This is a genomic window from Plantactinospora sonchi, assembly GCF_036422035.1.
Lineage (GTDB): Bacteria > Actinomycetota > Actinomycetes > Mycobacteriales > Micromonosporaceae > Plantactinospora > Plantactinospora sonchi.
The window spans coordinates 286,679-310,335 of the sequence record NZ_JAZGQK010000016.1 but is presented as its reverse complement, the minus strand read 5'-3'; the positions used below and the strand labels follow the sequence as shown (position 1 = coordinate 310,335).

19 protein-coding genes are annotated in these 23,657 nt (G+C 70.5%); 10 read left to right on the top strand and 9 right to left on the bottom strand.

The features are described 5' to 3' along the window. Positions 1–155: 155 nt before the first annotated feature. Positions 156–1,241, top strand: a complete 1,086-nt coding sequence (locus tag V1633_RS19855) for a Gfo/Idh/MocA family protein (RefSeq protein WP_331215847.1) — start codon at positions 156–158, stop codon at positions 1,239–1,241. Next, complete coding sequence (locus V1633_RS19850; protein WP_331215846.1) at positions 1,234–2,322, top strand: zinc-dependent alcohol dehydrogenase; 1,089 nt, start codon at positions 1,234–1,236, stop codon at positions 2,320–2,322. Before V1633_RS19855 ends, V1633_RS19850 begins: the two co-directional genes overlap by 8 nt. Before the next feature lie 58 nt (positions 2,323–2,380). On the opposite strand, the gene V1633_RS19845 is transcribed toward V1633_RS19850, so the two are convergent. Continuing rightward, on the bottom strand, positions 2,381–2,797 hold the full coding sequence (locus V1633_RS19845; RefSeq protein ID WP_331215845.1) for a hypothetical protein: 417 nt from the start codon (positions 2,795–2,797) through the stop codon (positions 2,381–2,383). Positions 2,798–2,890: 93 nt separating this feature from the next. Here V1633_RS19845 and V1633_RS19840 point away from each other — a divergent pair, with 93 nt between their 5' ends. Together V1633_RS19840 and V1633_RS19835 are read left to right on the top strand one after the other, a co-directional pair. Then, positions 2,891–3,466: a MarR family winged helix-turn-helix transcriptional regulator gene (locus V1633_RS19840; protein WP_331215844.1), complete on the top strand. Its 576-nt coding sequence runs from the start codon at positions 2,891–2,893 to the stop codon at positions 3,464–3,466. A 47-nt stretch (positions 3,467–3,513) separates the two neighbouring features. Beyond that, positions 3,514–4,164, top strand: coding sequence for a class I SAM-dependent methyltransferase (locus tag V1633_RS19835; RefSeq protein WP_331215843.1), 651 nt, complete (start codon positions 3,514–3,516; stop codon positions 4,162–4,164). A gap of 128 nt (positions 4,165–4,292) precedes the next feature. On the opposite strand, the gene V1633_RS19830 is transcribed toward V1633_RS19835, so the two are convergent. Next, the gene (locus tag V1633_RS19830) at positions 4,293–4,823 is read right to left on the bottom strand and encodes a hypothetical protein (protein WP_331215842.1); all 531 of its coding nucleotides are present in this window, start codon (positions 4,821–4,823) and stop codon (positions 4,293–4,295) included. A 107-nt stretch (positions 4,824–4,930) separates the two neighbouring features. Between V1633_RS19830 and V1633_RS19825 the strand changes: the two genes are divergently transcribed. Then, positions 4,931–5,611, top strand: coding sequence for a 2-phosphosulfolactate phosphatase (locus V1633_RS19825; protein WP_331215841.1), 681 nt, complete (start codon positions 4,931–4,933; stop codon positions 5,609–5,611). Positions 5,612–5,671: 60 nt separating this feature from the next. On the opposite strand, the gene V1633_RS19820 is transcribed toward V1633_RS19825, so the two are convergent. Next, entirely contained in the window at positions 5,672–6,799 is a 1,128-nt protein-coding gene (locus V1633_RS19820) for an FAD-dependent oxidoreductase (RefSeq protein ID WP_331215840.1), read from the bottom strand. Positions 6,800–6,823: 24 nt separating this feature from the next. Between V1633_RS19820 and V1633_RS19815 the strand changes: the two genes are divergently transcribed. After that, positions 6,824–7,549 (top strand): TetR/AcrR family transcriptional regulator, encoded by a 726-nt coding sequence (locus V1633_RS19815; RefSeq protein WP_331215839.1) that lies wholly within the window; start codon positions 6,824–6,826, stop codon positions 7,547–7,549. 366 nt (positions 7,550–7,915) lie between these two features. Here the strand turns inward: V1633_RS19815 and V1633_RS19810 are convergent, their stop codons facing one another. After that, positions 7,916–8,563, bottom strand: a complete 648-nt coding sequence (locus V1633_RS19810; protein WP_331215838.1) for an FMN-dependent NADH-azoreductase — start codon at positions 8,561–8,563, stop codon at positions 7,916–7,918. Positions 8,564–8,684: 121 nt separating this feature from the next. Between V1633_RS19810 and V1633_RS19805 the strand changes: the two genes are divergently transcribed. Next, on the top strand, positions 8,685–9,221 hold the full coding sequence (locus V1633_RS19805) for a MarR family winged helix-turn-helix transcriptional regulator (RefSeq protein ID WP_331215837.1): 537 nt from the start codon (positions 8,685–8,687) through the stop codon (positions 9,219–9,221). Between the two features lie 65 nt (positions 9,222–9,286). Here the strand turns inward: V1633_RS19805 and V1633_RS19800 are convergent, their stop codons facing one another. After that, positions 9,287–9,808: a DUF523 domain-containing protein gene (locus V1633_RS19800; protein WP_331215836.1), complete on the bottom strand. Its 522-nt coding sequence runs from the start codon at positions 9,806–9,808 to the stop codon at positions 9,287–9,289. A 300-nt stretch (positions 9,809–10,108) separates the two neighbouring features. On the opposite strand from V1633_RS19800, the gene V1633_RS19795 reads away from it, so the two are divergent. Then, on the top strand, positions 10,109–13,228 hold the full coding sequence (locus V1633_RS19795) for a hypothetical protein (protein WP_331215835.1): 3,120 nt from the start codon (positions 10,109–10,111) through the stop codon (positions 13,226–13,228). Positions 13,229–13,270: 42 nt separating this feature from the next. Here V1633_RS19795 and V1633_RS19790 read toward each other — a convergent pair whose 3' ends face one another. Together V1633_RS19790 and V1633_RS19785 are read right to left on the bottom strand one after the other, a co-directional pair. Continuing rightward, positions 13,271–13,834, bottom strand: coding sequence for an SDR family oxidoreductase (locus V1633_RS19790; protein WP_331215834.1), 564 nt, complete (start codon positions 13,832–13,834; stop codon positions 13,271–13,273). Positions 13,835–14,041: 207 nt separating this feature from the next. Beyond that, entirely contained in the window at positions 14,042–14,497 is a 456-nt protein-coding gene (locus tag V1633_RS19785; RefSeq protein WP_331215833.1) for an NUDIX domain-containing protein, read from the bottom strand. 1,162 nt (positions 14,498–15,659) lie between these two features. Between V1633_RS19785 and V1633_RS19780 the strand changes: the two genes are divergently transcribed. Next, complete coding sequence (locus V1633_RS19780; RefSeq protein WP_331215832.1) at positions 15,660–16,097, top strand: GNAT family N-acetyltransferase; 438 nt, start codon at positions 15,660–15,662, stop codon at positions 16,095–16,097. A gap of 225 nt (positions 16,098–16,322) precedes the next feature. Here V1633_RS19780 and V1633_RS19775 read toward each other — a convergent pair whose 3' ends face one another. Both V1633_RS19775 and gltB read right to left on the bottom strand, forming a co-directional pair. Further along, on the bottom strand, positions 16,323–17,807 hold the full coding sequence (locus V1633_RS19775) for a glutamate synthase subunit beta (RefSeq protein ID WP_331215831.1): 1,485 nt from the start codon (positions 17,805–17,807) through the stop codon (positions 16,323–16,325). Next, entirely contained in the window at positions 17,800–22,614 is a 4,815-nt protein-coding gene (gene gltB, locus V1633_RS19770; RefSeq protein WP_331215830.1) for a glutamate synthase large subunit, read from the bottom strand. Before gltB ends, V1633_RS19775 begins: the two co-directional genes overlap by 8 nt. 165 nt (positions 22,615–22,779) lie before the next feature. Here gltB and V1633_RS19765 point away from each other — a divergent pair, with 165 nt between their 5' ends. Next, positions 22,780–23,625, top strand: a complete 846-nt coding sequence (locus V1633_RS19765; RefSeq protein WP_331215829.1) for a GNAT family N-acetyltransferase — start codon at positions 22,780–22,782, stop codon at positions 23,623–23,625. The last annotated feature ends 32 nt before the right edge of the window (positions 23,626–23,657 follow it).

Genomic DNA, 23,657 nt, shown 5'->3' with positions numbered 1-23,657 from the left:
GAACATTCCCCCGATCGCGTCCCGCCAACCGGGTTTCCGGATAACAGCTTGATCAGGTCAACCGCCGCCGACGGGGCGGCGTGATGAACGTTTCATTTCCGGCCGCGGGGAGAAGAGAGGTGCCACCGGTCGGCGGAGACAGTGGGAGGTGACCGATGCGGGTCTGTCGGGTGGGAATCGTCGGAGCGGGCAACGTCGCGCAGCGACATGCCCGGGTACTGGGCGGCTTCGACGACGTACGGATCGTCGGGGTGACGGACGTGGCGGCGGAGTCGGCGCGACGGCTGGCGGCCGCGCACGACGCCCGGGCCTTTCCGGATCCGGCCGCGCTGCTCGCGGCGGACCTGGACGCGGTGTACGTCTGCGTGCCGCCGTTCGCGCACGGCGCGGTCGAGGAAGCGGTCTTGGAGGCCGGCCTGCCGATGTTCGTGGAGAAGCCGATCGGGCTGGACCGGGAGACCGCGCTGCGGGTCGCCGAGCTGGTGCGGCACGGCGGAACGGTGACCGCGGTCGGCCACCACTGGCGTTACCTGACGGTGGTCGAGCAGGCCCGGCGGATCCTCGCGGACCGGCCGGTGCGGCTGGTCACCGGGGCCTGGCTGGACAAGGTCCCGCCGGTCGGCTGGTGGCCACGCCGGGAACGGTCCGGCGGGCCGGTGGTGGAGCAGGCCGCGCACGTGCTCGACCTGGCCCGGCACCTGGCCGGCGAGGTGGTCGAGGTGTACGCGGCCGGCAACGGCGTTCCGCCGCTGGTCGACGGTGCCGACATCGACTCGGCGACCGCCGCCACCCTGCGGTTCGGCTCCGGCGCGGTGGGCACCGTCGCCGCCACCTGCACGCTGGGCTGGAAGCAGCGGGCCGGCCTGGAGGTGTACGCCGACGGGCTGTCCCTCGCCGTCAGCGAGGACGGACTCTGGGTCCGGGACTCCGACGGTGAGCGGTCGGTGCCGGGTGACCCGGAGGCGGCCCGGGTCGCCGTCGACCGGGCGTTCGTCGACGCGGTACGCGGTGTCGGCGACGACGTACGGGTGCCGTACGCCGAGGCGGTCCGGACCCATCTGCTGGCGGTGGCGGTCGCCGAGTCGGCGGCGACCGGCCGCCCGGTCCGGGTCGACGAACCGCCGTCGGAGACCGGAGTGGTGCGGGAGTCGGCGACCGGCCGGGAGCCCGGACCGGCCCGGCGGGCCGGGGCGGCCCGGAAGTCGGAGACGGTCCGGGAGTCGGAGACGGTCCGTGTCTGAGCGGAACGTGGTGGTGACCGGTCCGGGCGAGGTGCTGCTCCGGACCGAGGAGACGGCCCCGCTGACCGCGGGCACGTTCCGGGTCGAGACGCTGTTCAGCGGGGTCTCGGCCGGTACCGAGCTGTCCTACCTCAAGGGCACGAACCCGTACCTGTCGGCGGGCTGGGACGCCGAGTTGGGGCTGTTCGTCGACGGGGCACCGGCGTCGCCGTACCCGGTGACGAGGCTCGGCTACATGGAGGTCGGGCGGGTGGCGGAGAGTCGTACGCCGGCGGTCGCCGAGGGCACGACGGTGGCGATGACGTACGGGCACCGGACGGCGTACCGGGGCGATCCGCTGGTGGACCGGGTGGTGCCGCTGCCGGAGGACCTCGATCCGCTGCTCGGGATCTACGTGGCGCACATGGGTCCGATCTGCGCCAACGGGCTGCTGCACGCCGCCGCCGACCTCTACGGCAGCACGGTCCGTGACCTCGGCGACGGGGTACGCGGTCGACGGGTGGCGGTGACCGGTGCGGGTGTGGTGGCGCTGTTGACCGCGCTCTTCGCCAGGCTGGGCGGGGCCGCCTCGGTGGTCGTACTCGATCCGACGCCGCAGCGGCGGGCGGTGGCCGAGGCGCTGGGGTTGGAGACGCTCGATCCCACCGGGGACGATCCGGCGGTGGTGTTGAAGACCCGGTGGCGGCACGCGGCCGGCGACCGGGGCGCCGACGTGGTCTTCCAGTGTCGGGGCCAGGCGTCGGCGCTGCACCTGGCACTGCGCCTGCTCCGACCGCAGGGGACGGTGGTCGACCTCGCCTTCTACCAGGGCGGGGCGGACGTGCTGCGGCTCGGTGAGGAGTTCCACCACAACGGGCTGTCGGTGCGGTGCGCGCAGATCGGCCGGGTGCCGCGCGGGTTGGCGTCGACCTGGGACCGGGACCGCCTGTCGGCCGAGACGATCACCCTGCTCCGCGGGTACGGCGACCTGGTGCGCAAGCACCTCGTCTCGGCGGTGGTGCCGTTCGAGGAGGCGGCGACGGTGCTGGGTGACATGGCCGCCGGCCGTCGCCACGAGTTGCAGGTGGTGCTCGCCGGCTGAGCACCACCCGCGTACCCGCCGGCAGCACGTCCGGTCGGCGTCGTGGGGCGGGCCGGTGTCAGCGTGGCGGGTTGGCGGCCTGTCGGGTGGGTCGCCAGAGCATCGTCACGACGACGACGGTGAGCAGGGCGCCGAGGACGAGCAGGGCCCTGATCCAGGTGTCGGGGATCAGGGTGAAGACGACACACCGGCCGACCAACTGGATGCCGAGCAGCACGGTCAGCAGTGCCCGGTGGGCGCGTCGACCGGTGGGCAGGCGTAGCGCGAGCCAGGCGTACGCCGCCCCGAAGGTGAGGTGGAAGGCGTGCTCGACGCCCAACTCGTACGGCGGGGTGACGAGCGCGAACGCGTGCTCCACCACCAGCACCCAGACCAGCACGGCAGCCACCCTCAGCCGGCGGGACGGTGCGGCCGGTGCCCGTACCGGCGCGGGCGTGCCGCCCCCGTCGGGCGGGCCGGCCGTCGTCTCGGTCACATTCGTCGTTCCATCCGGCACGACAACCCCCCAAAACTCTCATCCGAGATAGTCTCGAATGAGAGTATCTGCCCCGGGCCATAGAATCCAGGGATGACCGCCGCCCGATCACCGTCCACCCCGGCTCCGCTGGGCTTCCTGCCCACGGACGTCGCCACCGGGATGCTGATCAGCACGGTCCACCGACGTTGCCAGAAGCTCTTCAACGAGTCGTTACGACCGCTCGGCATCGAGGAACGGCACTTCGCCACGCTGGCGGTGCTCAACGGCACCGGGCCGCTGACCCAACGCCACCTCGCCGACCTGCTCGACCTGGACAAGTCGTCGCTCGGCCGGATCGTCGACGACCTGGAACGGCAGCGGCTCGCCGAACGGCGCCCGCTGCCGGGTGACCGGCGTGCCCACGCGATCCACCTGACCGAGCAGGGCCGGCGGCACGTGCACGACGGCCAGCGGATCGCCGCCCAGGTGGGTCGGCAGCTCTTCGGGCACCTCGCGCCGAGCACCCGCGAGGCGCTCGACCACGCCCTGCGCCACATCCTGACCGTGCCCGGGGCCGACCCGTCCACGCCGGACGCCCCGTCCCCGCCGGCCGATCGATCCGGTGCGGCCGAGCCGTCCGGTGCGGCCGAGCCGTCGTCCGGTGCGGCCGACCGGCGCCGGCGATAGCCTGCCCGACCACCGCGCAGAGAACGCAAGACAGGGAACGGGGAACGATGAGCGACGGGGACTGGAACGCCTGGCACGAGTACTACGCGGATCCGGACAGCACCCTCGCCCGTCGGCTGGTCGTGGTCCAGCAGCGGATCCGGGAGTTCCTCGACGAGGCGCCGCCGGGGCCGCTGCGGGTGGTCAGCATCTGCGCCGGCCAGGGCCGGGACCTGCTCGGAGTGCTGGTCGACCACCCCCGCCGGGGCGACGTCACCGCCCGGCTGGTGGAGCTGGACGAGCGCAACGCCGAGGAGGCGGCGACAACGGCCCGGACGGCCGGACTCGACAACGTCGAGGTGGTGACCGGCGACGCCGCGCTGCCCGAGCAGTACGCCGGCCTCGTGCCGGCGGACCTCGTACTGGCCTGTGGTATCTACGGCAACATCTCCGACGCCGACATCCGTCGTACCGTCGCGGGCTGCGCCCAACTCTGTGCCACCGGCGGCACGGTGATCTGGACCCGGCACCGACGGATCAGCCCGGTCGACATGGTGCCGCAGATCTGCGACTGGTACGCCGAGGAGGGCTTCGAGTTGCGTTGGCTCTCCGACCCGGCGGAACGGTTCGGGGTCGGCGTGCACCGGTTCACCGGTACGCCCCGGCCACTCGCCCGCGGCGTGCGGCTCTTCACCTTCAACCAACCACCGGCCGGCTGACCCCACCGGCCCACACCGGGCAGCAGCGCGGTCAGCACCTTCTCCCGACGCGGCGGGCCGGGTCATCGACCGGTGCATGTCGTGGGAGTCGGCGGCTCAGGAAGGGGCGGTGGCACGAGACCGCGGTGTCAGGGCACGATCGCGTACAGCCGGTCGGTCGGATCGACCACGGCGTTGAGTCGTGCCCCGACCGTCAGGGCGGAGTCGTCCTTGCACTGTGAGGTGGACTCGAACGGCTCGAACCCGGGCCCGCTGATCAGCAGGTTCAGCTCGACCCCGCTCTCCTCGCCCAGCGAGGTGGGCCGCACGGCGGTGATCTCGGCGGTGGCGGCGACGCCGACCGCCTCCAGCCGGCGCAGGTCCCGGCGGGCCCGGTCGTGCAGTCGCAACTCGTACCCGGCCAGCTTGACGCAGGAGATCGTGACCCCCACCCCGGCAACACCCATGATCCACCGGTTCAGGCTGGGCTCGCTGGTGGCGAGGAAGGCCGCCGCGTACACCAGGAACGGGCCGATCAGCAGCAGCGGGATGCCCAGGAGCCAGAGCACCAGCCGCAGGAATCCACCGGATGGAAGATCCGCCTGGCGCGGCCCGGAATCGCCGCCGGCCCCGGTGACCGCGCTCCGTCCTGGCGCGTACCCCCGCGGCACGATCGGCATGGCGCCACCCTAACCAGCAACGTCGAGAACCGCGAGGCCCACCGGAGCACCCGCTGGTCGGAAATGTTCTTGCAGCTGGGACTCTTCAGGACGAAGAATCGCGTGCTGTGTCGATCGTGGGTATGGATGCAGAGGTCCCGTCCGGCACCGTTGTCATCGTCATCGACGTCGTCCGTGCCTTCACGACGGCCGCGGTTGCCTTCGAGCGTGGCGCCACGGAGATACTCTGCGCGCCGTCGACCGAGGCCGGCCGGGATCTCCGGCGGCTGCATCCCGACCACCTTCTCGTCGGCGAGACCAGGGGGCTCAAGCCCGCGGACTTCGACTTCGGGAACTCGCCGTTCGAGATGTCGACGGCACAACTGGACGGCCGACGTCTGATCCAGGCGACCTCGAACGGTACGCGCGGGCTCGTCCGGTATCCGGACCCAGCGGCGCTGCTCGCGGTGTCAGCGCTGAATGTCGGCGCCACCGCTCGGTGGATCGGGACGAACCACCCCGGGATTCCGTGCACTCTTGTCTGCACCGGGCAGACCGCCGAGGACCATGCCTGTGCGAGCTACCTGAGCGGCCTTCTCCAGGGGTCAGAGCCGAGGCGGCCGGATCTGGTCGCGGGCATCATGGAGGGCGTCGCCGAGCATGTCCGTGAGTACGCACGGCAACCCGCGTCCGAACGCGTTGACCTGTCGAAGGATCTTCCCTTCTGCTGCGATGTCGACCGGTCCGAATTCGTCATGGTCGGCGAAATCCGCCAGGATCACGTCTCGCTGACCAGCGTGCCATGTTGAACGCGGCAATCTTCCAGGGCAGGCCGTCCACAAGGGCGGGGTGGCTGCGCGACGCGGCTCTCAGTGTGCGGGTGCCGGCTCGGTGGGCCGCGGCGTGAAGAAGCGGATGATGTCGTCGGCTGCGGTGGGAGACAGCATCATCGCCTGGACTCGTGCGGACATTTCGGCGATCGGCTGGATTCGGGTGAACATCGCCTCCTCGTACGCCTGGATCGCCGAATCCGGGTCGGCGGGATTGGCGGCGAGTTCGCCGGCGAGTTCGCCGGCGTCGAGCATGGCCTGATTGGCACCCTCGCCGACCGGCGGCATGAGGTGCGCGGCGTCACCGATGAGGGTGACGCCCGGCCGGTGGGCCCAGCGCGCTCCGCTGGGCATCGCCTCGATCCTGCGCGGCGTCGGCGCGCTGTCGCCGGCTTCGATCAGCGCGGTGAGGTGTGGATTCCAGCCGTCGAACATGTCCAGCAGGGCCCGCTTACTACGGTAGGTGTCGATGTCGCGATCTTCCGCGCGCAACGAGATCCCGACTCGGATGCCGCCGTCGCCGAGGCGTTGCGCGGCGAGGATCTGGTTCACGCCGACGCACCACAGGTTTCCGGGGCCGACCAGCTCGGCGATTTCCGGGTGCCGTCGGTCGGCGTCGCTGATGCTCAGCTCCACCAGAGTGGCCACGTAGGACAGTTTCGTGTCGGTCAGCAGCGACCGGACGACCGAACGCGCGCCGTCCGCGCCGATGAGGATGTCGCAGTCGGCGCGGTGGCCGCCGTCGAAGGTCAGCCCGAAGCCCCCGTCAGCTCGTGGCGTCGCCGCGACGAGCCGGTGCTGCCACGCCACCGCGTCGCCGGGGAGCGAATCGAGCAGAAGATCGCGCAGTGCGCTCCGATCGATCTCGGGACGCGCGAAGGAGCCGGGTTGTGGCTTGTGGTGCACGAGGGTGCGTCCGGCCGGGTCGAGGATGCGATGTTCCTCGCCCTCCGGCCGCGCCTCGGACCGGAACCGGCCGGCGAGGCCCGCGTCGGCCAGGGCCTGTTGCCCGGACTCCGGATGCAGGTCGAGCATTCCGCCCTGCGATCGCGCGGATCGGCTCGCCTCGCGTTCGTACACCACCGCGTCGATGCCGTGCCGGCGCAGGATCCGGGCCAGGGTCAGGCCGCCGAGGCCGCCACCGGCGATCGCCATTCGCATCGTCATCTCCGTTACTGTACGCTGTACCTCATGGATACGCCGTACGGTAGCGCACCGACGCCGGTATGGGAACGGCCCGAGCCTCAGCCGCGGTCGGCGCCGGTACCGTTGAGCCGCGCGAAGATCGCCGCTACGGCCATCCAGCTCGCCGACGCACACGGCCTCGACGGACTGTCCGTACGCAAGATCGCCAAAGAGCTCGGCGTCGGTCCGATGCGGCTCTACGACTACGTGGTCAACAGATCCGAACTGCTGGATCTGATGGTCGACGCCGTCTATGCCGAGATCGCCGAGGCGAGCCAGCACTCCGAGTGGCGTGCCACGGTACTGGCCATCGCCCACGCGACCCGTGCCGCCGCCCTTGATCATGAATGGTTCGCCGACCTGCTCGGCGGAAGGCCACACCTGGGACCGCATGCACTCGCCGTGGGCGAAGCGACCGCGGCGGCGCTCAGCCGGGCCCCTGGCGTACGCGGCATCGACGACCTCCAGCGGGCCGTGGGTGCCTTCAACGCGTTCATCGTCGGAGCGCTCCGCCGAGAGGTCACCGAGCGACGCACGGCCCGTGCGACCGGCACCGACGTGTCCGCCTGGCAGGCCGCCCTCGGGCCCTACCTGACACGCATGCTCGAGACAGGCCGCTACCCCACCGTCGCCCGGCTCGTCATCGACGGCGCTCACCTCAACGCCGAGGAAACCTTCCACCACAACCTGACGGCGATCCTGGACGGCATCACCGGTCATCCCCACACGTGACCCGCTGCTCGCAGGCCAGTGATCGACCGTGCATGGTCCACCTGGATCAGACATGGGGATCTGCCGTGATCCGGGCGTCACGCAACCCGACGCGGACGGCGCACCACAGGCGCGCGAACCGCCGATTCCGACGGCGCCACCTGGATACCCCTGTCCGCGCCCGCGGCCACTCGCTGACCACCGACAGCGGCTGGCGGGATCGTCTGTGACACCCCGCTGGCCCTCGCCCGGCACTTCCACCGCTGGCCTTTGTGGGCGGCGCCCGCCCGCAACGGGCGCCGCCCACGCTCATCCGGAAACGCCGCCATCGCCAGCGTCATGTTCTGCCGTGGCCCGCCACCGTCACCCGCAGCGGCTGGCCGGTACTCAGGCGGGCACGGGCACCGCGCCGAGCGCGCGGCCGGCCTCGCGGGCCGCCTGCAGTGCGCCGGCGTGCATCTGCGCGGCCTGTTCGGTGAACGGGTCCAGGGCGGGGTTGACACCGACGAGGGTGAATTCCCGCTCGACGACGGACAGGTCGGCACCCCAGCAGTCGGCAAGGATGCGACGCAGATACGGGGTGGAGTGGTCCCAGCCCTCCCGCGGGGTGCCGCCGCCGTACGCGCCGCCACGGACCGTGGCCAGCACCACCGGCTTGCCGGCCAGGAACGGTGTGCCGGACGCCCGCGGGTCGGTGCAGACAACGTCGATGTACGTCTTGAAGTGCTGGGAGACACCGTAGTTGTAGAGCGGCACGGCGAACAGGATCGCGTCCGCGGACAGCAGCTCGTCCACCAGTGCCGCGGCGAGGCCGACGGCCTCCCGATGCTCGGCGGTGCGCTCCTCCGGCGCGGTCGTGCCAGCGGTGACCGCCGCCGCCCAGGCGGTCGCGGGCAGGGTGTCGATGCCGATGTGGCGGCGCTCGACCGAGTCGCCCGGGTGGGCGGCGAGCCACTCCTCCTCGACGATGTCCGCGATCTCACGGCTCGCGGAGCCTTGGGTACGGATGCTGGCGTCCAGCCGGAACAGGGTCACGACGACTCCTACGGAAGTTAGGTTCAAGCTTGAAGTCCAAGCTACCCGCGCCGACTTCAAGCTTGAACTGAATATGACGTGCCTCACTTCACGGCTGAAGCCAGGTCGTAGGCTGAGGGGCGTGCCGGACGAACCGCAGTGGCTGACCGACAGTGAGCGCGACGCTTGGATAGCCCTGGCCAAACTCGTCTTCAACCTGCCCGGCGCGCTCGACGCGCAGCTGCTGCGGGACAGCAGGCTGACCCTGTTCGACTACTTCGTGCTCAGCAACCTGTCGATGGCACCGGACCGGACGCTGCGGCTCAGCAACTTGGCCAGCCACCTCGGCAGCTCGCTGTCCCGGCTGTCGAATGTCGTGAAACGTCTGGAGCATCGGGACCTGCTGCGCCGTGAGCCGGACCCGGACAACCCTCGCTACACCAGGGCCACGCTGACCGACGCCGGGTGGGACGTCGTGGTCGCCGCGGCGCCGGGCCACGTGGCGGCGGTGCGGCGCCTTATCATCGACGGGCTCACCGAGCAGCAGGTCAACGTGCTACGCGACATCGCCTGCCACGTCACCCGGCAGATCGACAAGGCCGCAGAGGAAAGCGTGCCCGGCCAGCCTTCGTCCGGCGACGGGATCGGGTCGCCGAGGCGCAGCACGAGGTACGGCTGACCGCGTGGATGTACGCGCGTCTCACCCGCGTGCGCCGCGACAACCGCCTCGTGGCAGTGGCCGACTCACCGACCGCTGACGGCGTCGGCACTCCCGGACTGTTCCAGGTCGACGAGCATCGCTGCGGCCTGCTGAAGTTGCCCTTCGTGGAACACCGGAATGCCGTGACGCAGCAGTTCCTCCGCGGCCACTCCCCGTCCGGGTACGGTGCGGCCGGTGAACGAACCGTCATAGATGACGCTGCTGCCGCAGGTGGGGCTGCCGTCGACAAGGACCGCGAGCGCGACGCCTGCCTCCACCGCCCGATCCAGCGCTCGTCGGGCGGCGAGCCGGAACAGACTCGTGACGTCTGTGCCGGTGTCTTCCTCAACCCGCGCGAGACCTGCGAGAACGTCCCCTGCGGTCCCGCCGACTATCTCGGCTGGCGGCCGAGGAACGGGAAATCCCACCGCGATCTCCGGGCAGAACCGTACGAGGCGCCCTTCGGCCGACCAACGGTCCCAGATCAGCGAGTTCACCGGCACATGTGTCGCGTTGTAACGCAGTGCCTGTCCCTGCAAGCATCCGCTGACGAGTACCTTCCGCACGGGGCCGAACGGTATCACCGGACGGACAGGACCTACTGAGGGTGAGCTGGTCGCGGCGCGGCCGTCTGCCGCGTGGGCGGAACCTCGAGCCGGTCAACGCCGCTGGGAGTGCGGATCCGGGACGCCCACCCCACCGACCACCGCCACACCACCGGAACGTCAGCTCTTCAGCCTCGGTAGCGGCCCACGCATTCACCCGCACTAATCGGCACCTACAGCGCCGTCCTTGGCATCAAATTGTGCAATGGTCGACCAACATTGTTTCAGTATCGTTATACATTTACCGAGTATTTTGACCTTATGACAATCGAACGTTCCTCGCGGGCGAAACGCGGGGGTGCTGTCGCGGCCATCATCGCAGTCACAGCGGCAAGCGTGCTGTTCGGTGCACCCGCGGCGGCCAGTCCGGTCCCCGTCCCCCTAACGGCGCTCACCGACCGGGCCTTCGGCCAGGTCACCGAGAATCATCTCCAGGGTTCCGATCGGATCAAGACCGCCGTACTGTCGGCCGAGTTCGTCCAGTGGTACCGGCTACACCCGGGCGCCACGGCCCAACAGGCACAGACCCACCTCGCGGCACGGAAGCAGCTGCTCGACAGCTCGCTTACCGCGTTCGACTCGCTGACGCCCGAGCAGGACCTCGTGCTCAAGTCGGTCGATGTCCTGCTCGGTGCCCCCGGCGGCGAAACCCGGACCTCGCCGGAGATCACCGGCCTGGTCGGGGCCGTGATCGGCAAGACGGTCGAACCGTGGGACACCCGCGAAGAGCTCGCGTCCGGCGCGCTGCGCACCGCCCAGTGGCTACGCGGCCGTGACGACGCGCTCGCCGCGGTGTGGTCTGCGGTCAGGCAGACGGGGGCAGCCAACGCGCCGTTCGCCACCGCTTGGAACGCCGTGCTCGGTGCGCCCGCCGGAGTGGACGTGACCAGCACCTACGCGGACCTCAAGGAAGACCCCGGACTGTCGCTTGTCGACCTCGACGCGATCCTGGCGCTCCAGGGCGACCCGGCGGCGTACGTCGACGCGGCCAAGCAGGAGCTCGGATCCCTGCACACGCAGCTGCTCGACATGAGCTTGGAGATCCGTCGTGAGATAGGCGAAACCGACCCCAAGTGCCCGCCGGACGGGCCGCCGAGCGCCGCCTGCACCGCGGCGGCCAAGAAGGCCGCCGAGGATCGGGACAAGGAGCGGCAGCAGAAGATCTCCGACATCAAAGCCGGGCTGGGCATGGTCTCCACCATCATCGGGTTCGCCGACCCCGACGCCGGCAAGAAAGTCAAGGTGATCGGAGAGGCGGTCCTCACCACGGTCAGCACGATCTCCAAGTACGCGGCGGCGATCGCCGGGCGCGGCGTGGCGGGCGCGATCTTCAGCACCGCGACATTGGCGATGACCGGCAACATCTTCGGTGCCGTGATGTCGGTCATCGGGCTCTTCGGCAAGAGCGGCCCTTCGCTGGACCAGCAGATCCTTTCCCAGGTCAAAGCGCTGCGCGACGAGGTACGGGCCCTCGGCAACGAGATGCGTGCCAGCTTCGCCCGTGTCGAGGCGCAAATCAATACGGTGTACGCGAACATGATGGCCCAGTTCGACAGGCTGAACGAGACGATCGCCGGCAACACCGCACAGATCAGCCTCGTACAGCAGCAGGTCGCCCAACTCGGCCTGCGCCTGGAGGACGTCGCCGCCACCGTGCTGGCCGCGATCGGCGACGCCGTCCTGCACGATGCCCGCGCCGACATCAACCGGTACATCGGCTACCTGGAGAACTTCGGCCAGCCGATCCCGACGTACGGCGAGTTCCTCGGGCCGGAGAACGAGTTCCATCTGACCTCCACGGTGCTGGCCAGCGGCGCCTCCTTCGTGGTGCCCAGGACCGACGCCGACAACCCGGCACTCGACCCGACCAACGTGCTCAACAGCTTCGGCGAGGCCCGGTCGATCAACTACCTGGCTCGGATGGCCAGTTGGCGCGACCCGTCGATCACCGAACCGGCGACGCCGGTTGGCAACCCGACGGTGTGGAACCTCGGGGCGCAGTCGTACGCCATGTTGTTGCTGCAGAACCCGACCTACGCCGCTCAGATCAGCGCCGGCCGCGCGGCGCAGATCGAGGCGGAGGGTACCCGCATCATGGACCTCGCGGCCAGCTTCGGTCGCCCGGTCAACGGCAACGCCAACACGCTGATCAGAGGGCTGGTCAACGATTACGTCGCGGCCACCAACGAGTTGTCGACCGCGCTGGCCGCCTTCCGAACCAACGAGATCCAGGTCCGCTGGGAGCCGGACGCCAACGGCGTCCAGGTGAGAACCCCCAAGGCATACGACCTGTTCTGGGACACCGACAAACCGCTCGCCCCGGCGCCGGCGAAGGCCGACGAATCAATGGTGCCGCACTGTAGCGGCGCCGCCGACGCGATCAACCGTCCCAGCAACGTTCGCTACGACCAGATGTCGAACGTGGTGCGGATGCTCCAGTACGCGTACACGCCGCGTCTTGGCGAGCCGCCTGCGGGCGTACGGGAGTTGCCCGATGTCAGTTACTGCTACACGCCGAGCTGGGTCTTCGTCCGCGCGGACGGCTACGAGCACGGAATGATCCGCTTCTGGGGCAACCTGCGGCTGGATATCCACAGCAGGTTCCGGCTGAACTCCACCGCAGCCTGGCAGATCTCGCGGACCACCCACTACACCTGGCCCGAGGAGGAGCTCTACAAGATAGACTGCCTGACTTTCAACTGCGACCGGGAAACCTCGCCGGAGCAGGGCCTGTCCCAGAAATGGCCGTCCGGTGGTTCGACCTTCTCGTGGGCCGCGACGTCCGTGGACAACGCGGCGGTGGACGCCTCGCTGACGTCGATCCTGCGCGGTTTCCTCCAGGACCGGCAGAAGTCCATGTACGACCGGGTTCGGGACCTGACCACACAGGTCAACGGGCCGGTGCCCACCGCGCTGAAGAAGATGAACACGGCGGCGCGGCTGCTCCAGGCATACACCCGGCTGGGCCTGCCCAACGCACTGGACTCGGACGATGTGCTGTCCGCGCACCTGTTCGGGCAGTATCAGATCCCGGTGAACATGCCGACGGATGCCAAGATAGGCAACGCCTATGGAAAGGCGAGCGAAAACTACGCGTTCTGTGGAAGCTCGCCGTGCTCTCTCGACCACAGCCGCCCGTTACGCAACCAGTTCGTTCTCAAACTACCCTGCGAGCCCGCGGTCGACTCGTCAAACCTGCCCGGTGACCCGCTCGGCGACTGCCTGGTCACCAGCGCACGGTCCCGCACCGCCATACTGCTGCAACGGTACGAGGAATGGGCGGACCAGATGGCCGCCGGGCTTCACCACGAGCGGCTGCCCTGGATGAACGACACACTAACCGGGCTCCGTATCGCCACGAGCCTAACCCGCCCCAACTGACACAAGCGTTGCCGGCGTCTCCGGGCGCCGGCAACGTGCGAGTCAGTGAAATGCGGCCAGCGTCGACGTCCGAAACTGTCGATGACAATGCACCTGATCCTGGTGAGCTCGGTCAGGCCACCGGACGGATGCGATCGGCGGTCCTCTGCCGCAGTGTGCCAGTTGCCACTCCCGCACTACGGCCATCTGCTCCGGCGTCAGGCCCACCCCGCCCGCAGTCTCGAGCAGTGGCAGCGTGGCCTGAGTCAACAGGATCGGCGCCACGAGGTTTGTGGCGACCTGCACCGCGATGAGCCGCCGGGTCAACATGCCGAGGGTGCCGCTGCGCACGACGCCGGCGTTGTTGACCAGCACGTCCAATCGGCCGAACGTTTCCGACACCCATCGGGCGATCTGCTCAGGCCCGCCCTCGGCAGTGATGTCGACGGGCAGCGGCGTGATCCGGTGGTGTCCAGCCGCGGTCTCTGTGAGCGGTTCGCTTCGCCGTCCGATCGCGACCACGTGGGCGCCCTCGACGGCGAAGGCACGGGCGGTGGCCTGGCCGATACCGGTGCCGGCTCCGGTGACGGCGACGACCCTGTCGCTCTGCGGTGCGGTGCTGTTCATGCCGGCCATCGTGCAACCCTGCCACCTGCGGCAAGGTCAACTCTCACCGGCGGGGGAGCCCCGCATCCGCTCATGCCGCCGACCGTGCGCGACGTCGGGCGGCACGCCATCACGCACCGTAGGGCTCATCGCCGCCGCTCAGGGTACGGAGCCGCCGATGACCTATGCGGGCGCCCAACCGGACGGAGGTGCCGAGCAGCGATGGGTCTACGGGCCGCTCGGCGATGCGGTTGTCCGTGCTTCGTCGCGACGAGGCAGCCGGTCAGGCTCAGGCAGGGAACGAAGCAATGCCGGCAGGGCGCCGAACACGAGGGGAAGGCCGCCCAGCTCGCTGATCCCGACCCACGCGATGTCGTCATGCTCCTCAGGCGCACGGTTGGTGGGACAGCCGACCCAGTCTCTGATCTGCCAGACGCCCACGTGGACGGCGTCCTCGCCACTGCCGGCGTGCAGGTCGCCCAACCGTGACGAGGACTCCGCCACGATGTGAACTCCCAGCTCCTCGTGCATCTCACGCGCGAGGGCCCGTAGCTCCGACTCACCCACTTCGACGTGCCCCCCGGGCAGATCCCAGAGATCCGGGTATGCCCGGCGGGTCGGGCTGCGGTGTACCAGCAGGACCGCGCCGTCCTCCACGAGTGCGCCGCAGACGACGACATGCATGACGGGATTACAACACAGGGATAGGACAAGCTCGCTCCAGACACAGGCCACGGGCGGACATCCGGCTCCGCCGCCGACCGTGCGTCGCCGCGTGTCGCCAGACCGCCGCCCCGACACGCCGACCCGCGCACCACCATCCGCTGGATGCCCCCGCCTGGCCCGAATGGCACAATGCCGCAGTGGAGGGCTTTCGGTGCGCCAGCTGCGGGAACACGCTGAGCGTCCCGGTCCGGTTGGTGGAGCTGCCGGCGGGGCCGCACTGGTCGCTCCTGGACTGCCATCACGTGAACCCGCCGCTCCTCGACCCCGGCACCTACGCCATCGACGAGGCCGCGTATGGCCGTGATCAGGTCCTCGGCACCTTCGTTCTCTCACCCGGGGACGTACGCGGGACACGCTTCGCCCACGAGCTTGTTCGCACGGGCTGCTGGTCCGTGGTGGGGTGGAGCCCCTGTGTCGCTTGCGAAGGCTGTGGCGCCTTGGTCGCCTCCCGGACGGATGACTGCAGGGTGGCCCAGGAGACGCGCTTTTACCCAGCAATGGTTGTCCGGGAGGCGTGTGATGACGAGCCTGAACGCGCCACGGATCCGTTTGCGCTGATCGCCGACTGGGACAGCCCTGCGCCCGACACCAGACAACACGGCTGGGTGCCCGAGCCGACCCGCCCTCGCCCCGAACTCGTTGCGACCCGCTGGGGCGGCCGAGGTGTGAAAGAGCATCTTTTTCGAGATGATCCGCCAGCCTGACCAGCCGGCCAACATCGGACCTCGGCGGTCGGCGTAAGGCATTGATCTGCCTCCGCTTCGGGAGGCCGACATCGACCCAGCGATGAGCAACCATCCACTCGATCGACGGCTCATGTCCCGCCACGACGCACTGATCTGCTGCGAGTCGCGCAACGCAACGTAGTCCAGCCTTATGCCGCGCCAGGGTGTTGCCGACGATCGTCCCGGGACCTGGCCACAGACCCGCTACGTCGGACCTGCGAGCACATGCCGCCGAGCGCGGGCGCCGGATACAAACCTCCGTCACTTTCCGTATGCCGTCCCGAATCGTGTCGGACGCGCGCTCGTGCCGATCAGCGCCCCCTCGGAGTTGTGGTTCGACGGCCGGTCAGGGTCGCACCGTCTGGGCAGAGGCCCCGTTCGGTACGCTCGGGGGCGTGTTCCGTGAGGCTCGGCCAGACGACTTCCCTGACATCCTTCGCCTGTACCGTCAACTGCAGCCTGACGACCCGTGGCTCCATGATGGATCTGACGCCGAAACGTTCGATCGCATCCTGAGTTCCCCGGGACTGCATCTCTTCGTGCTCGACCTTGACGGAGCTGTCGTCGCTACGACGTACCTGAACGTGATTCCGAACATCAGTCGGTCGGCGTCGCCGTACGCCGTCATCGAGAACGTCGTCGTGGAGGAAGCCCTCCGCGGTTCAGGCCTGGGCCGGCAGATCATGGCCGCCACGCTCGAAGCGGCATGGGCAGCGGGCTGTTACAAGGCGATGCTGATGACGGGCTCGCGCGAGCCGGCTGTCCACAACTTCTACCGAGCCTGCGGTTTCTCGGCCGATGCCAAGACGGCATATCTGGCCCGGCCATCGTGAGGCTGTAGGAACCCGGCAAGCCGCTCCGCCCGCAGCCCACAGCGTTCGGCCCCACTCAACCGCGCAGGCCAGGTGAGAGGCACACGACCAGCGCGAGGCGGCGGTCACGTCGTACCCGCAACGCCCGGATCCAGACGCGCGACGGCCGCAACGCCCGGATCCAGACGCGCGACGGCCGCGACGTCCCGAAGGACGCCGCGGCCGTGGGATCGCGCGGGTGCCGGGTCAGCGGCGAGCCGGCACCGCCAGCGGCTGCGCGGACGGGGCGACCGGGGCCGGCAACTGCTCGGCCCCACCCAGGTAGCGGTGGACCGCGGCGGCGGCGGCCCGGCCCTCGGCGATCGCCCAGACGATCAGCGAGGCGCCCCGGTGCATGTCCCCGGCGACGAACACCCCCGGCCCGGCCTGCCAGGTGTCGTCGGTGTCGACTGCGCCACGCCGGTTCCGGGCGACGCCGAGTTGGTCGAGCAGCGGCTGCTCCTCGGTCCCCTCGAAACCGATCGCGAGCAGCACCAGGTCGGCCGGCAGCTCCCGCTCGCTGCCCGGGATCACGGTGAGCAGCCGCTGGCCGTCCCGCTTCTGCACGGTCACCTCGGCGATCCGGACCGCCCGGACCTGGCCGGTGCCGTCGTCGACGAACTCCTGGACGGCGACCGCGAAGACCCGCTCGCCGCCCTCCTCGTGCGCCGGGTACTCGCGCAGGATCCACGGCCAGGTCGGCCACGGGTCGCGCTCCTCGTCGCGCTCGCGCGGCGGCTGCGGATAGAGGTCGAGCTGGTGTATGCCGGCCGCGCCCTGCCGGTGTGCCACCCCGAGGCAGTCGGCGGCGGTGTCGCCACCACCGATGATCACGACGTGCTTCCCGGCGGCGTCGATCGGGGTCGACGACTCCCGACCGTTCACCACCCGGTTCGCTGCCACCAGGTGCTCCATCGCCTGGTGTACGCCACGCAACGCCCGACCCGGCGTCGCCGGGGTGTCCCGGCCGGCGAGCGCGCCACAGGCGAGCAGCACCGCGTCGTGCTCGGCCCGGAGCTGTTCGGCGGTCACGTCCACACCCACGTTGACGCCGGTACGGAACTCGACCCCCTCGGCGGTGAGCTGCGCCAACCGCCGGTCGATGTGCTCCTTCTCCAGTTTGAAGTCGGGGATGCCGTACCGGAGCAGACCGCCGATCGCGTCGTCGCGTTCGTACACGGTGACCGCGTGACCGGCGCGGACCAGTTGCTGGGCGGCGGCGAGCCCGGCCGGCCCGGAGCCGACGACCGCGACCCGTCGGCCGGACGGCGCGGCGGTCTGCTGCGGTGCGACCAGGTCCAGGTCGAACGCCCGGTTGACGATCTCGACCTCGACCTGCTTGATGGCGACCGGGGCCCGCCCGCCGATCCCGAGTACGCAGGCGGCCTCGCACGGCGCCGGGCAGAGCCGGCCGGTGAACTCCGGGAAGTTGTTGGTCGCGTGCAGCGCCTCGATCGCCGCCGCCCAGTTACCGGTCCGGACCAGGTCGTTCCAGTCCGGGATCCGGTTGCCGAGCGGACAGCCGTCGTGGCAGAACGGGATGCCGCAGTCCATGCACCGGGTCGCCTGCTCGCGGATCAGCCCCTCCTCGGCCGGGGGGTAGACCTCGCGCCAGTCGGCGATCCGGACCGGCACCGGACGGCGGGCCGGCAGCCGCCGCTCGTGCTTGAGGAATCCACTCGGGTCAGGCACGGGCCACCTCCTGCGAAGAGCGCGGCTCGTCGTTGAGCGGCTGTACGGGTACGGACACGTCGGATCCGCCGGTCACCGCGGCCGGTGCGGTGGAGACGGCGCTCGCGGCCGGGGTGCCGGTGCCGGCCGTGGTGGCGACGGCCGGCGCGGCCAGCGCCTCCATCACCGCCTCGTCGACGTCGCGGCCCTCCGCCTGGGCGGCCCGCATCAGCTCCATCACCCGCTTGTAGTCGCGGGGCACCACGGCGGTGAACTCCTCCACCGCCTCCGGCCAGCGCTTCAGCAGCGCCTGCGCCACCGACGAGTCGGTTTCGGCGAAGTGCCGCTGCACCAGGTCGTGCAGGGTGACCCGCTCCTCGTCGGTGAGCGGCGCCAGGTCCACCAGCTCCGGGTTCACCCGACGCGGGTCGAGCTGCCAGACGAAGGCGGTGCCGCCGGACATGCCGGCGGCGAAGTTGCGACCGGTCTGGCCGAGCACCACCACGACACCGCCGGTCATGTACTCGCAGCCGTGGTCGCCGACTCCCTCGACCACCGCCACCGCGCCGGAGTTACGGACCGCGAACCGCTCGCCGACCCGGCCGCGCAGGAAGAGCTCACCGCCGGTGGCGCCGTACAGGATGGTGTTGCCGGCGATGATCTGGTCCTCGGCCCGGCCGTTCGGTCCGGGCGGGGCGTCCAGGCCGCCGGCGAACGGTGCGCTCGGATGCGGGCGGACCACGATCCGGCCCCCGGAGAGGCCCTTGCCGACGTAGTCGTTGGCGTCGCCGGCCAGCCGCAGCGTCACCCCGCTGGGCAGGAAGGCGCCGAACGACTGCCCGGCGGTGCCGGTCAGATCGAACTCGATGGTGTCGGCGGGCAGCCCGGCGCCGCCGTACCGGCGGGCGACCGCACCGCCGAGCATGGCGCCCACGCTGCGGTGCTCGTTGCGGACGGTGACCTCGGCCCGTACCCGGCTGCCGTCGCTGATCGCCGGCTCGGCCAGCGCCAGCAGCTGGTTGTCGAGCGACCGGTCGAGCCCGTGGTCCTGGGCCCGTACGCCCCGACGGGCGGCGCCGGCCGGCAGCTCGGGCGTGTACAGCACCGGCCGCAGGTCGACACCGCGGGCCTTCCAGTGCTCCAGCGCGGGCGCGAAGTCGAGCATTTCGGCGGCGCCGATCGCCTCCTCGAGGCTGCGGAAGCCCAGCTCGGCGAGGTAGCCGCGGACCTCCTCGGCGAGGAAGAGGAAGAAGTTCTCCACGAACTCGGGGCGGCCGGTGTAGCGCTCGCGCAGCACCGGGTTCTGGGTGGCGATGCCGACCGGGCAGGTGTCGAGGTGGCAGACCCGCATCATGACGCAGCCGGCGACGATCAGCGGTGCGGTGGCGAAGCCGTACTCCTCGGCGCCGAGCAGCGCGGCGACCACGATGTCCCGGCCGGTCTTGAGCTGGCCGTCGACCTGCACCGTGACCCGGTCCCGGAGCCGGTTGAGCAGCAGCGTCTGCTGTGCCTCGGCCAGGCCCAGCTCCCAGGGGGTGCCGGCGTGCTTCAGCGAGTTCAGCGGGGAGGCGCCGGTACCGCCGTCGTGGCCGGAGATCAGGATGACGTCGGCCTTGAGCTTGGCGACGCCGGCGGCGACGGTACCGACCCCGACCTCGCTGACCAGCTTGACGTGGATGCGGGCGGCCGGGTTCACGCTCTTCAGGTCGTGGACGAGCTGGGCCAGGTCCTCGATCGAGTAGATGTCGTGGTGCGGCGGCGGGGAGATCAGTCCGACGCCCGGGGTGGCGTGCCGGGTCCGGGCGATCCACGGCCACACCTTGTTGCCGGGCAGCTGGCCGCCCTCGCCGGGCTTGGCGCCCTGGGCCATCTTGATCTGGATGTCGTCGGCGTTGACCAGGTATTCGGTGGTGACCCCGAACCGGCCGCTGGCCACCTGCTTGACCGAGGAACGCCGGGCCGGGTCGTACAGCCGCTCGACGGTCTCGCCGCCCTCGCCGGTGTTGGACTTGCCGCCGATCCGGTTCATCGCGATGGCGAGGGTCTCGTGCGCCTCGGCGGAGATCGAGCCGTACGACATCGCGCCGGTGGCGAACCGCTTGACGATCTCGCTGGCCGGTTCGACCTCGTCCAACGGAACCGGTGGGCGTACCCCGGTGCGGAGCCGGAACAGCCCGCGCAGCGAACCGGCCTGCTCGGCGAGTGCGTCGACCTTGCCGGTGTACTCGCGGAAGACGTCGTACTGCCGGCTGCGGGTGGCGTGCTGGAGCAGGAAGACCGTCTCCGGGTTGAACAGGTGCAGCTCGCCCTCGCGACGCCACTGGTACTCGCCGCCGACCTCCAGCGGCCGGTGGGTGTGCTGTGCGCCGCCGGTCGGGTACGCGCGGGCGTGCCGGGCGGCGACCTCGACGTGGATCTCGGCCAGCCCGATCCCGCCGATCTTGCCGGCGGTGCCGGCGAAGTAGCGCTGGAGCAGCCGGTTGTCCAGCCCGACCGCCTCGAAGACCTGGGCCCCGCAGTACGACGAGACCGTCGAGATGCCCATCTTCGACATGATCTTGAGTACGCCCTTGCCGAGCGCCTTGACGTAGTTGCGGACCGCCGTACGCGGCTCGACGCCGGTCAGCGACCCGGTGTTGATCAGGTCCTCGACCGACTCGAAGGCGAGGTACGGGTTGACCGCGGCGGCGCCGTACCCGATCAGCAGGGCGGTGTGGTGCACCTCCCGGCAGTCGCCGGTCTCCACGATCAACGCCACCTGGGTACGGGTCTGCTCCCGGACCAGGTGCTGGTGCACGGCGGCGGTGAGCAGCAGCGACGGGATCGGCGCCAGGTCGGCGGTGGAGTCGCGGTCGGAGAGGACGAGGATGCGCACCCCGTCCTCGATCGCCTCGGAGACGTGCCGGCAGATCTCGGTGAGCCGGGCCTTGATCCCGGGCGCGCCGTCCCGGATCCGGTAGAGCCCGGAGACCCGGACCGCCTTGAAGCCGGGCAGGTCACCGTCCTCGTCGATGGAGAGCAGCTTGGCCAGCTCGTCGTTGTCGATCACCGGGTACGGCAGCACCACCTGCCGGCAGCTCGCCGGGGTCGGTTCGAGCAGGTTCCCCTCCGGCCCGATGGTCGCCTGGAGGCTGGTCACCAACTCCTCCCGGATGGCGTCCAGCGGCGGGTTGGTCACCTGGGCGAAGAGCTGGTGGAAGTAGTCGTAGAGCAGCCGGGGCCGGGTGGAGAGCGGGGAGATCGGGGTGTCGGTCCCCATCGAGCCGAGCGGCTCGGCGCCGACCCGGGCCATCGGCCCGATCAGGATCTTCAGCTCCTCCTCGGTGTAGCCGAAGGTCTGCTGCCGGCGCTGCACCGAGTCGTGGGTGTAGACGATGTGCTTGCGTGGCGGCAGGTCGGCCAGGTCGATCAGGCCGGCGTGCAGCCAGTTGTCGTACGGGGCGGCGGCGGCCAGCTCCGCCTTGATCTCCTCGTCCGTGATGATCCGTCCGGCGGCGGTGTCGACCAGGAACATCCGGCCCGGCTGCAGCCGGCCCTTGGCGACCACGGCCGCCGGGTCGAGGTCGAGCACCCCGGCCTCGCTGCCGAGCACGACCAGGCCGTCCGAGGTGAGCCACCAGCGGCCCGGGCGCAGCCCGTTGCGGTCGAGCACGGCACCGACCAGCGAGCCGTCGGTGAAGGCGACCGACGCCGGCCCGTCCCACGGCTCCATCAGGCTGGCGTGGAAGCGGTAGAAGGCCCGCTTGGCCGGCGCCATGTCCGGGTCGTTCTCCCACGCCTCGGGGATCATCATCAGCACCGCGTGCGGCAGGCTCCGCCCGGCCAGGTGCAGCAGTTCGAGCACCTCGTCGAAGTTGGCGGAGTCGGAGGCGGCCGGGGTGCAGATCGGGAAGAGCCGCTTCAGGTTGCCCGGGATGTTCGGGCTGGCCAGCAGTGCCTCGCGGGCCTGCATCCAGTTCTTGTTGCCGCGGATGGTGTTGATCTCACCGTTGTGCGCGATGAACCGGTACGGGTGGGCCAGCGGCCAGGAGGGGAAGGTGTTGGTGGAGAACCGGGAGTGCACCAGGGCGATCGCGCTGGTGACCCGGGGGTCGGTCAGGTCCGGGAAGAACTCCGGGAGCTGGTCCGGGGTGAGCATGCCCTTGTAGACCATGGTCCGGGCGGACAGCGACGGGAAGTAGGCGGCGACGCCCCGCTCGGCGGTCTCCCGTTCGGCCTGCTTGCGGACGCAGAAGGCGACCCGGTCCAGATCGAGGCCGGTCAGCGGGGTGCCGGCCGAACCGGCCGCGGAGCCGGTGAGCCGGTGCGCGGCGAGGAAGACCTGCCGGATCGTCGGCCGGGCCGCCAGCGCGGTCTCGCCGAGGTCGTCCGCGCGGACCGGCACGTCCCGCCAGCCGAGGATCTCGGCCCCCTCGACCAGCGCGTACTTCTCCAGCACGGTGCGGGCCCGGGCCTCGTCGGCGGGGTCGGTGGGCAGGAAGACCAGGCCGGTGGCGTACTGCCCGGCGGGCGGCAACGGGAAGTCGACGACCTCGCGCAGGAAGCTGTCCGGCACCTGGATCATGATCCCGGCGCCGTCACCGGTGTTCTGCTCGGCGCCCCGGGCGCCCCGGTGGTCGAGCCGGCAGAGCGCGGCGAGCCCCTTGTCGACCACGTCATGGGAGCGGCGGCCGTACAGGTCGGCCACGAACGCCACCCCACAGGCGTCCCGCTCCGTGCCGGGGTCGTACAACCCCTGGGCAGGGGGCGTGCCGGTCGGCGGCGCGGGGTCACGGTCGGCGGCCGCCGACGAGGAGGGGTGCGGTTCCTGAGGGTACGGAAAGGCCACCGGGGCTCCTGTCGTCATTCACGTTCAATCATGCGGTCGGGACGACGTCGGCCCTGCGGGTCTTCTGAGTTTACGTTAGGGGCCGACCGGGTCCACCAGTTCAGATCGATCACACGGCGCGGAATTGATCACATGTCCAGGATCCTGCACGTGTACGCTCCCCCGGTGACGTCGACACAAAAAGAGCTTTTCGACCGGTTGGAGCGTTTCTACGACGCCGTTCCGCGTGACGTTGCCCACACCGAAGAGTTTGGCGGGTTGGTGCTCTTCGTCCGAGACGGTGCGGGTTGGCCATTCTACGCCCGTCCCCGGCTGGACGCCACGGAGTCGCCGTCGGCCGCGGACGTCGCCGACGTACGGCAGCGGCAGCGCGAACTCGGCCTGCCGGAGGTGTTCGAGTGGGTACACGAGAACCACCCCGACCTGCTCGCCGTCGCCCGGTCCGCGGGGCTGGCGGTACTGGAGGCGCCGCTGATGGTGCTCGACCGGGACGCACTGCTGCCGGCCGACAGGCTGGCCAGCCTGCCGGTACGGATCCTCGACCCGACCGCGCCGGGCTTCGCCGCCGACATCGCGGCCCGCCGGGCGGTCGCCGCCGTCGGTTTCGCCGCCCCGGGCACGGCGGTCGGCGGGGCCGGACCGGCCGCCCGGGACACCGCCCTGATCGAACTCCCCCTCGACGCCCTCGACGAGGAACGCAACCGGACCATCAGCGGGCACCGGGTCTCCGCGCTCGTCGAGACGCCGGCCGAGGGTGCGGTCGCCAGCGGCATGGCGCTGCGGGTCGACGACGTCGCCGAGATCGCCGGCATCGCCACCCTCCCCTCCGCCCGCCGCCGGGGCCTCGGCGCCGCGGTCACCGCCGCGCTCGCCCGGCAACTCCTCGACGACGGCACCGACCTGGTCTTCCTCTCCGCCGGCAGCGAGGAGATCGCCCGGGTCTACCTGCGGGTCGGTTTCCGCCGGATCGGCACCGCCTGCATCGCGGAGCCGACCCCGGTCCGGGGGTGAGGAAGGGCCCCCTGTTATCGCTTTCGGTTGTA

Coding starts and splice junctions, on each gene's coding strand:
- V1633_RS19855 (WP_331215847.1), top strand. CDS start 156: ATGCGGGTCTGTCGGGTGGGAATCGTCGGAGCGGGCAACGTCGCGCAG.
- V1633_RS19840 (WP_331215844.1), top strand. CDS start 2,891: ATGACCGCCGCCCGATCACCGTCCACCCCGGCTCCGCTGGGCTTCCTG.
- V1633_RS19835 (WP_331215843.1), top strand. CDS start 3,514: ATGAGCGACGGGGACTGGAACGCCTGGCACGAGTACTACGCGGATCCG.
- V1633_RS19830 (WP_331215842.1), bottom strand. CDS start 4,823: ATGCCGATCGTGCCGCGGGGGTACGCGCCAGGACGGAGCGCGGTCACC.
- V1633_RS19820 (WP_331215840.1), bottom strand. CDS start 6,799: ATGACGATGCGAATGGCGATCGCCGGTGGCGGCCTCGGCGGCCTGACC.
- V1633_RS19815 (WP_331215839.1), top strand. CDS start 6,824: ATGGATACGCCGTACGGTAGCGCACCGACGCCGGTATGGGAACGGCCC.
- V1633_RS19795 (WP_331215835.1), top strand. CDS start 10,109: ATGACAATCGAACGTTCCTCGCGGGCGAAACGCGGGGGTGCTGTCGCG.
- V1633_RS19790 (WP_331215834.1), bottom strand. CDS start 13,834: ATGAACAGCACCGCACCGCAGAGCGACAGGGTCGTCGCCGTCACCGGA.
- V1633_RS19785 (WP_331215833.1), bottom strand. CDS start 14,497: ATGCATGTCGTCGTCTGCGGCGCACTCGTGGAGGACGGCGCGGTCCTG.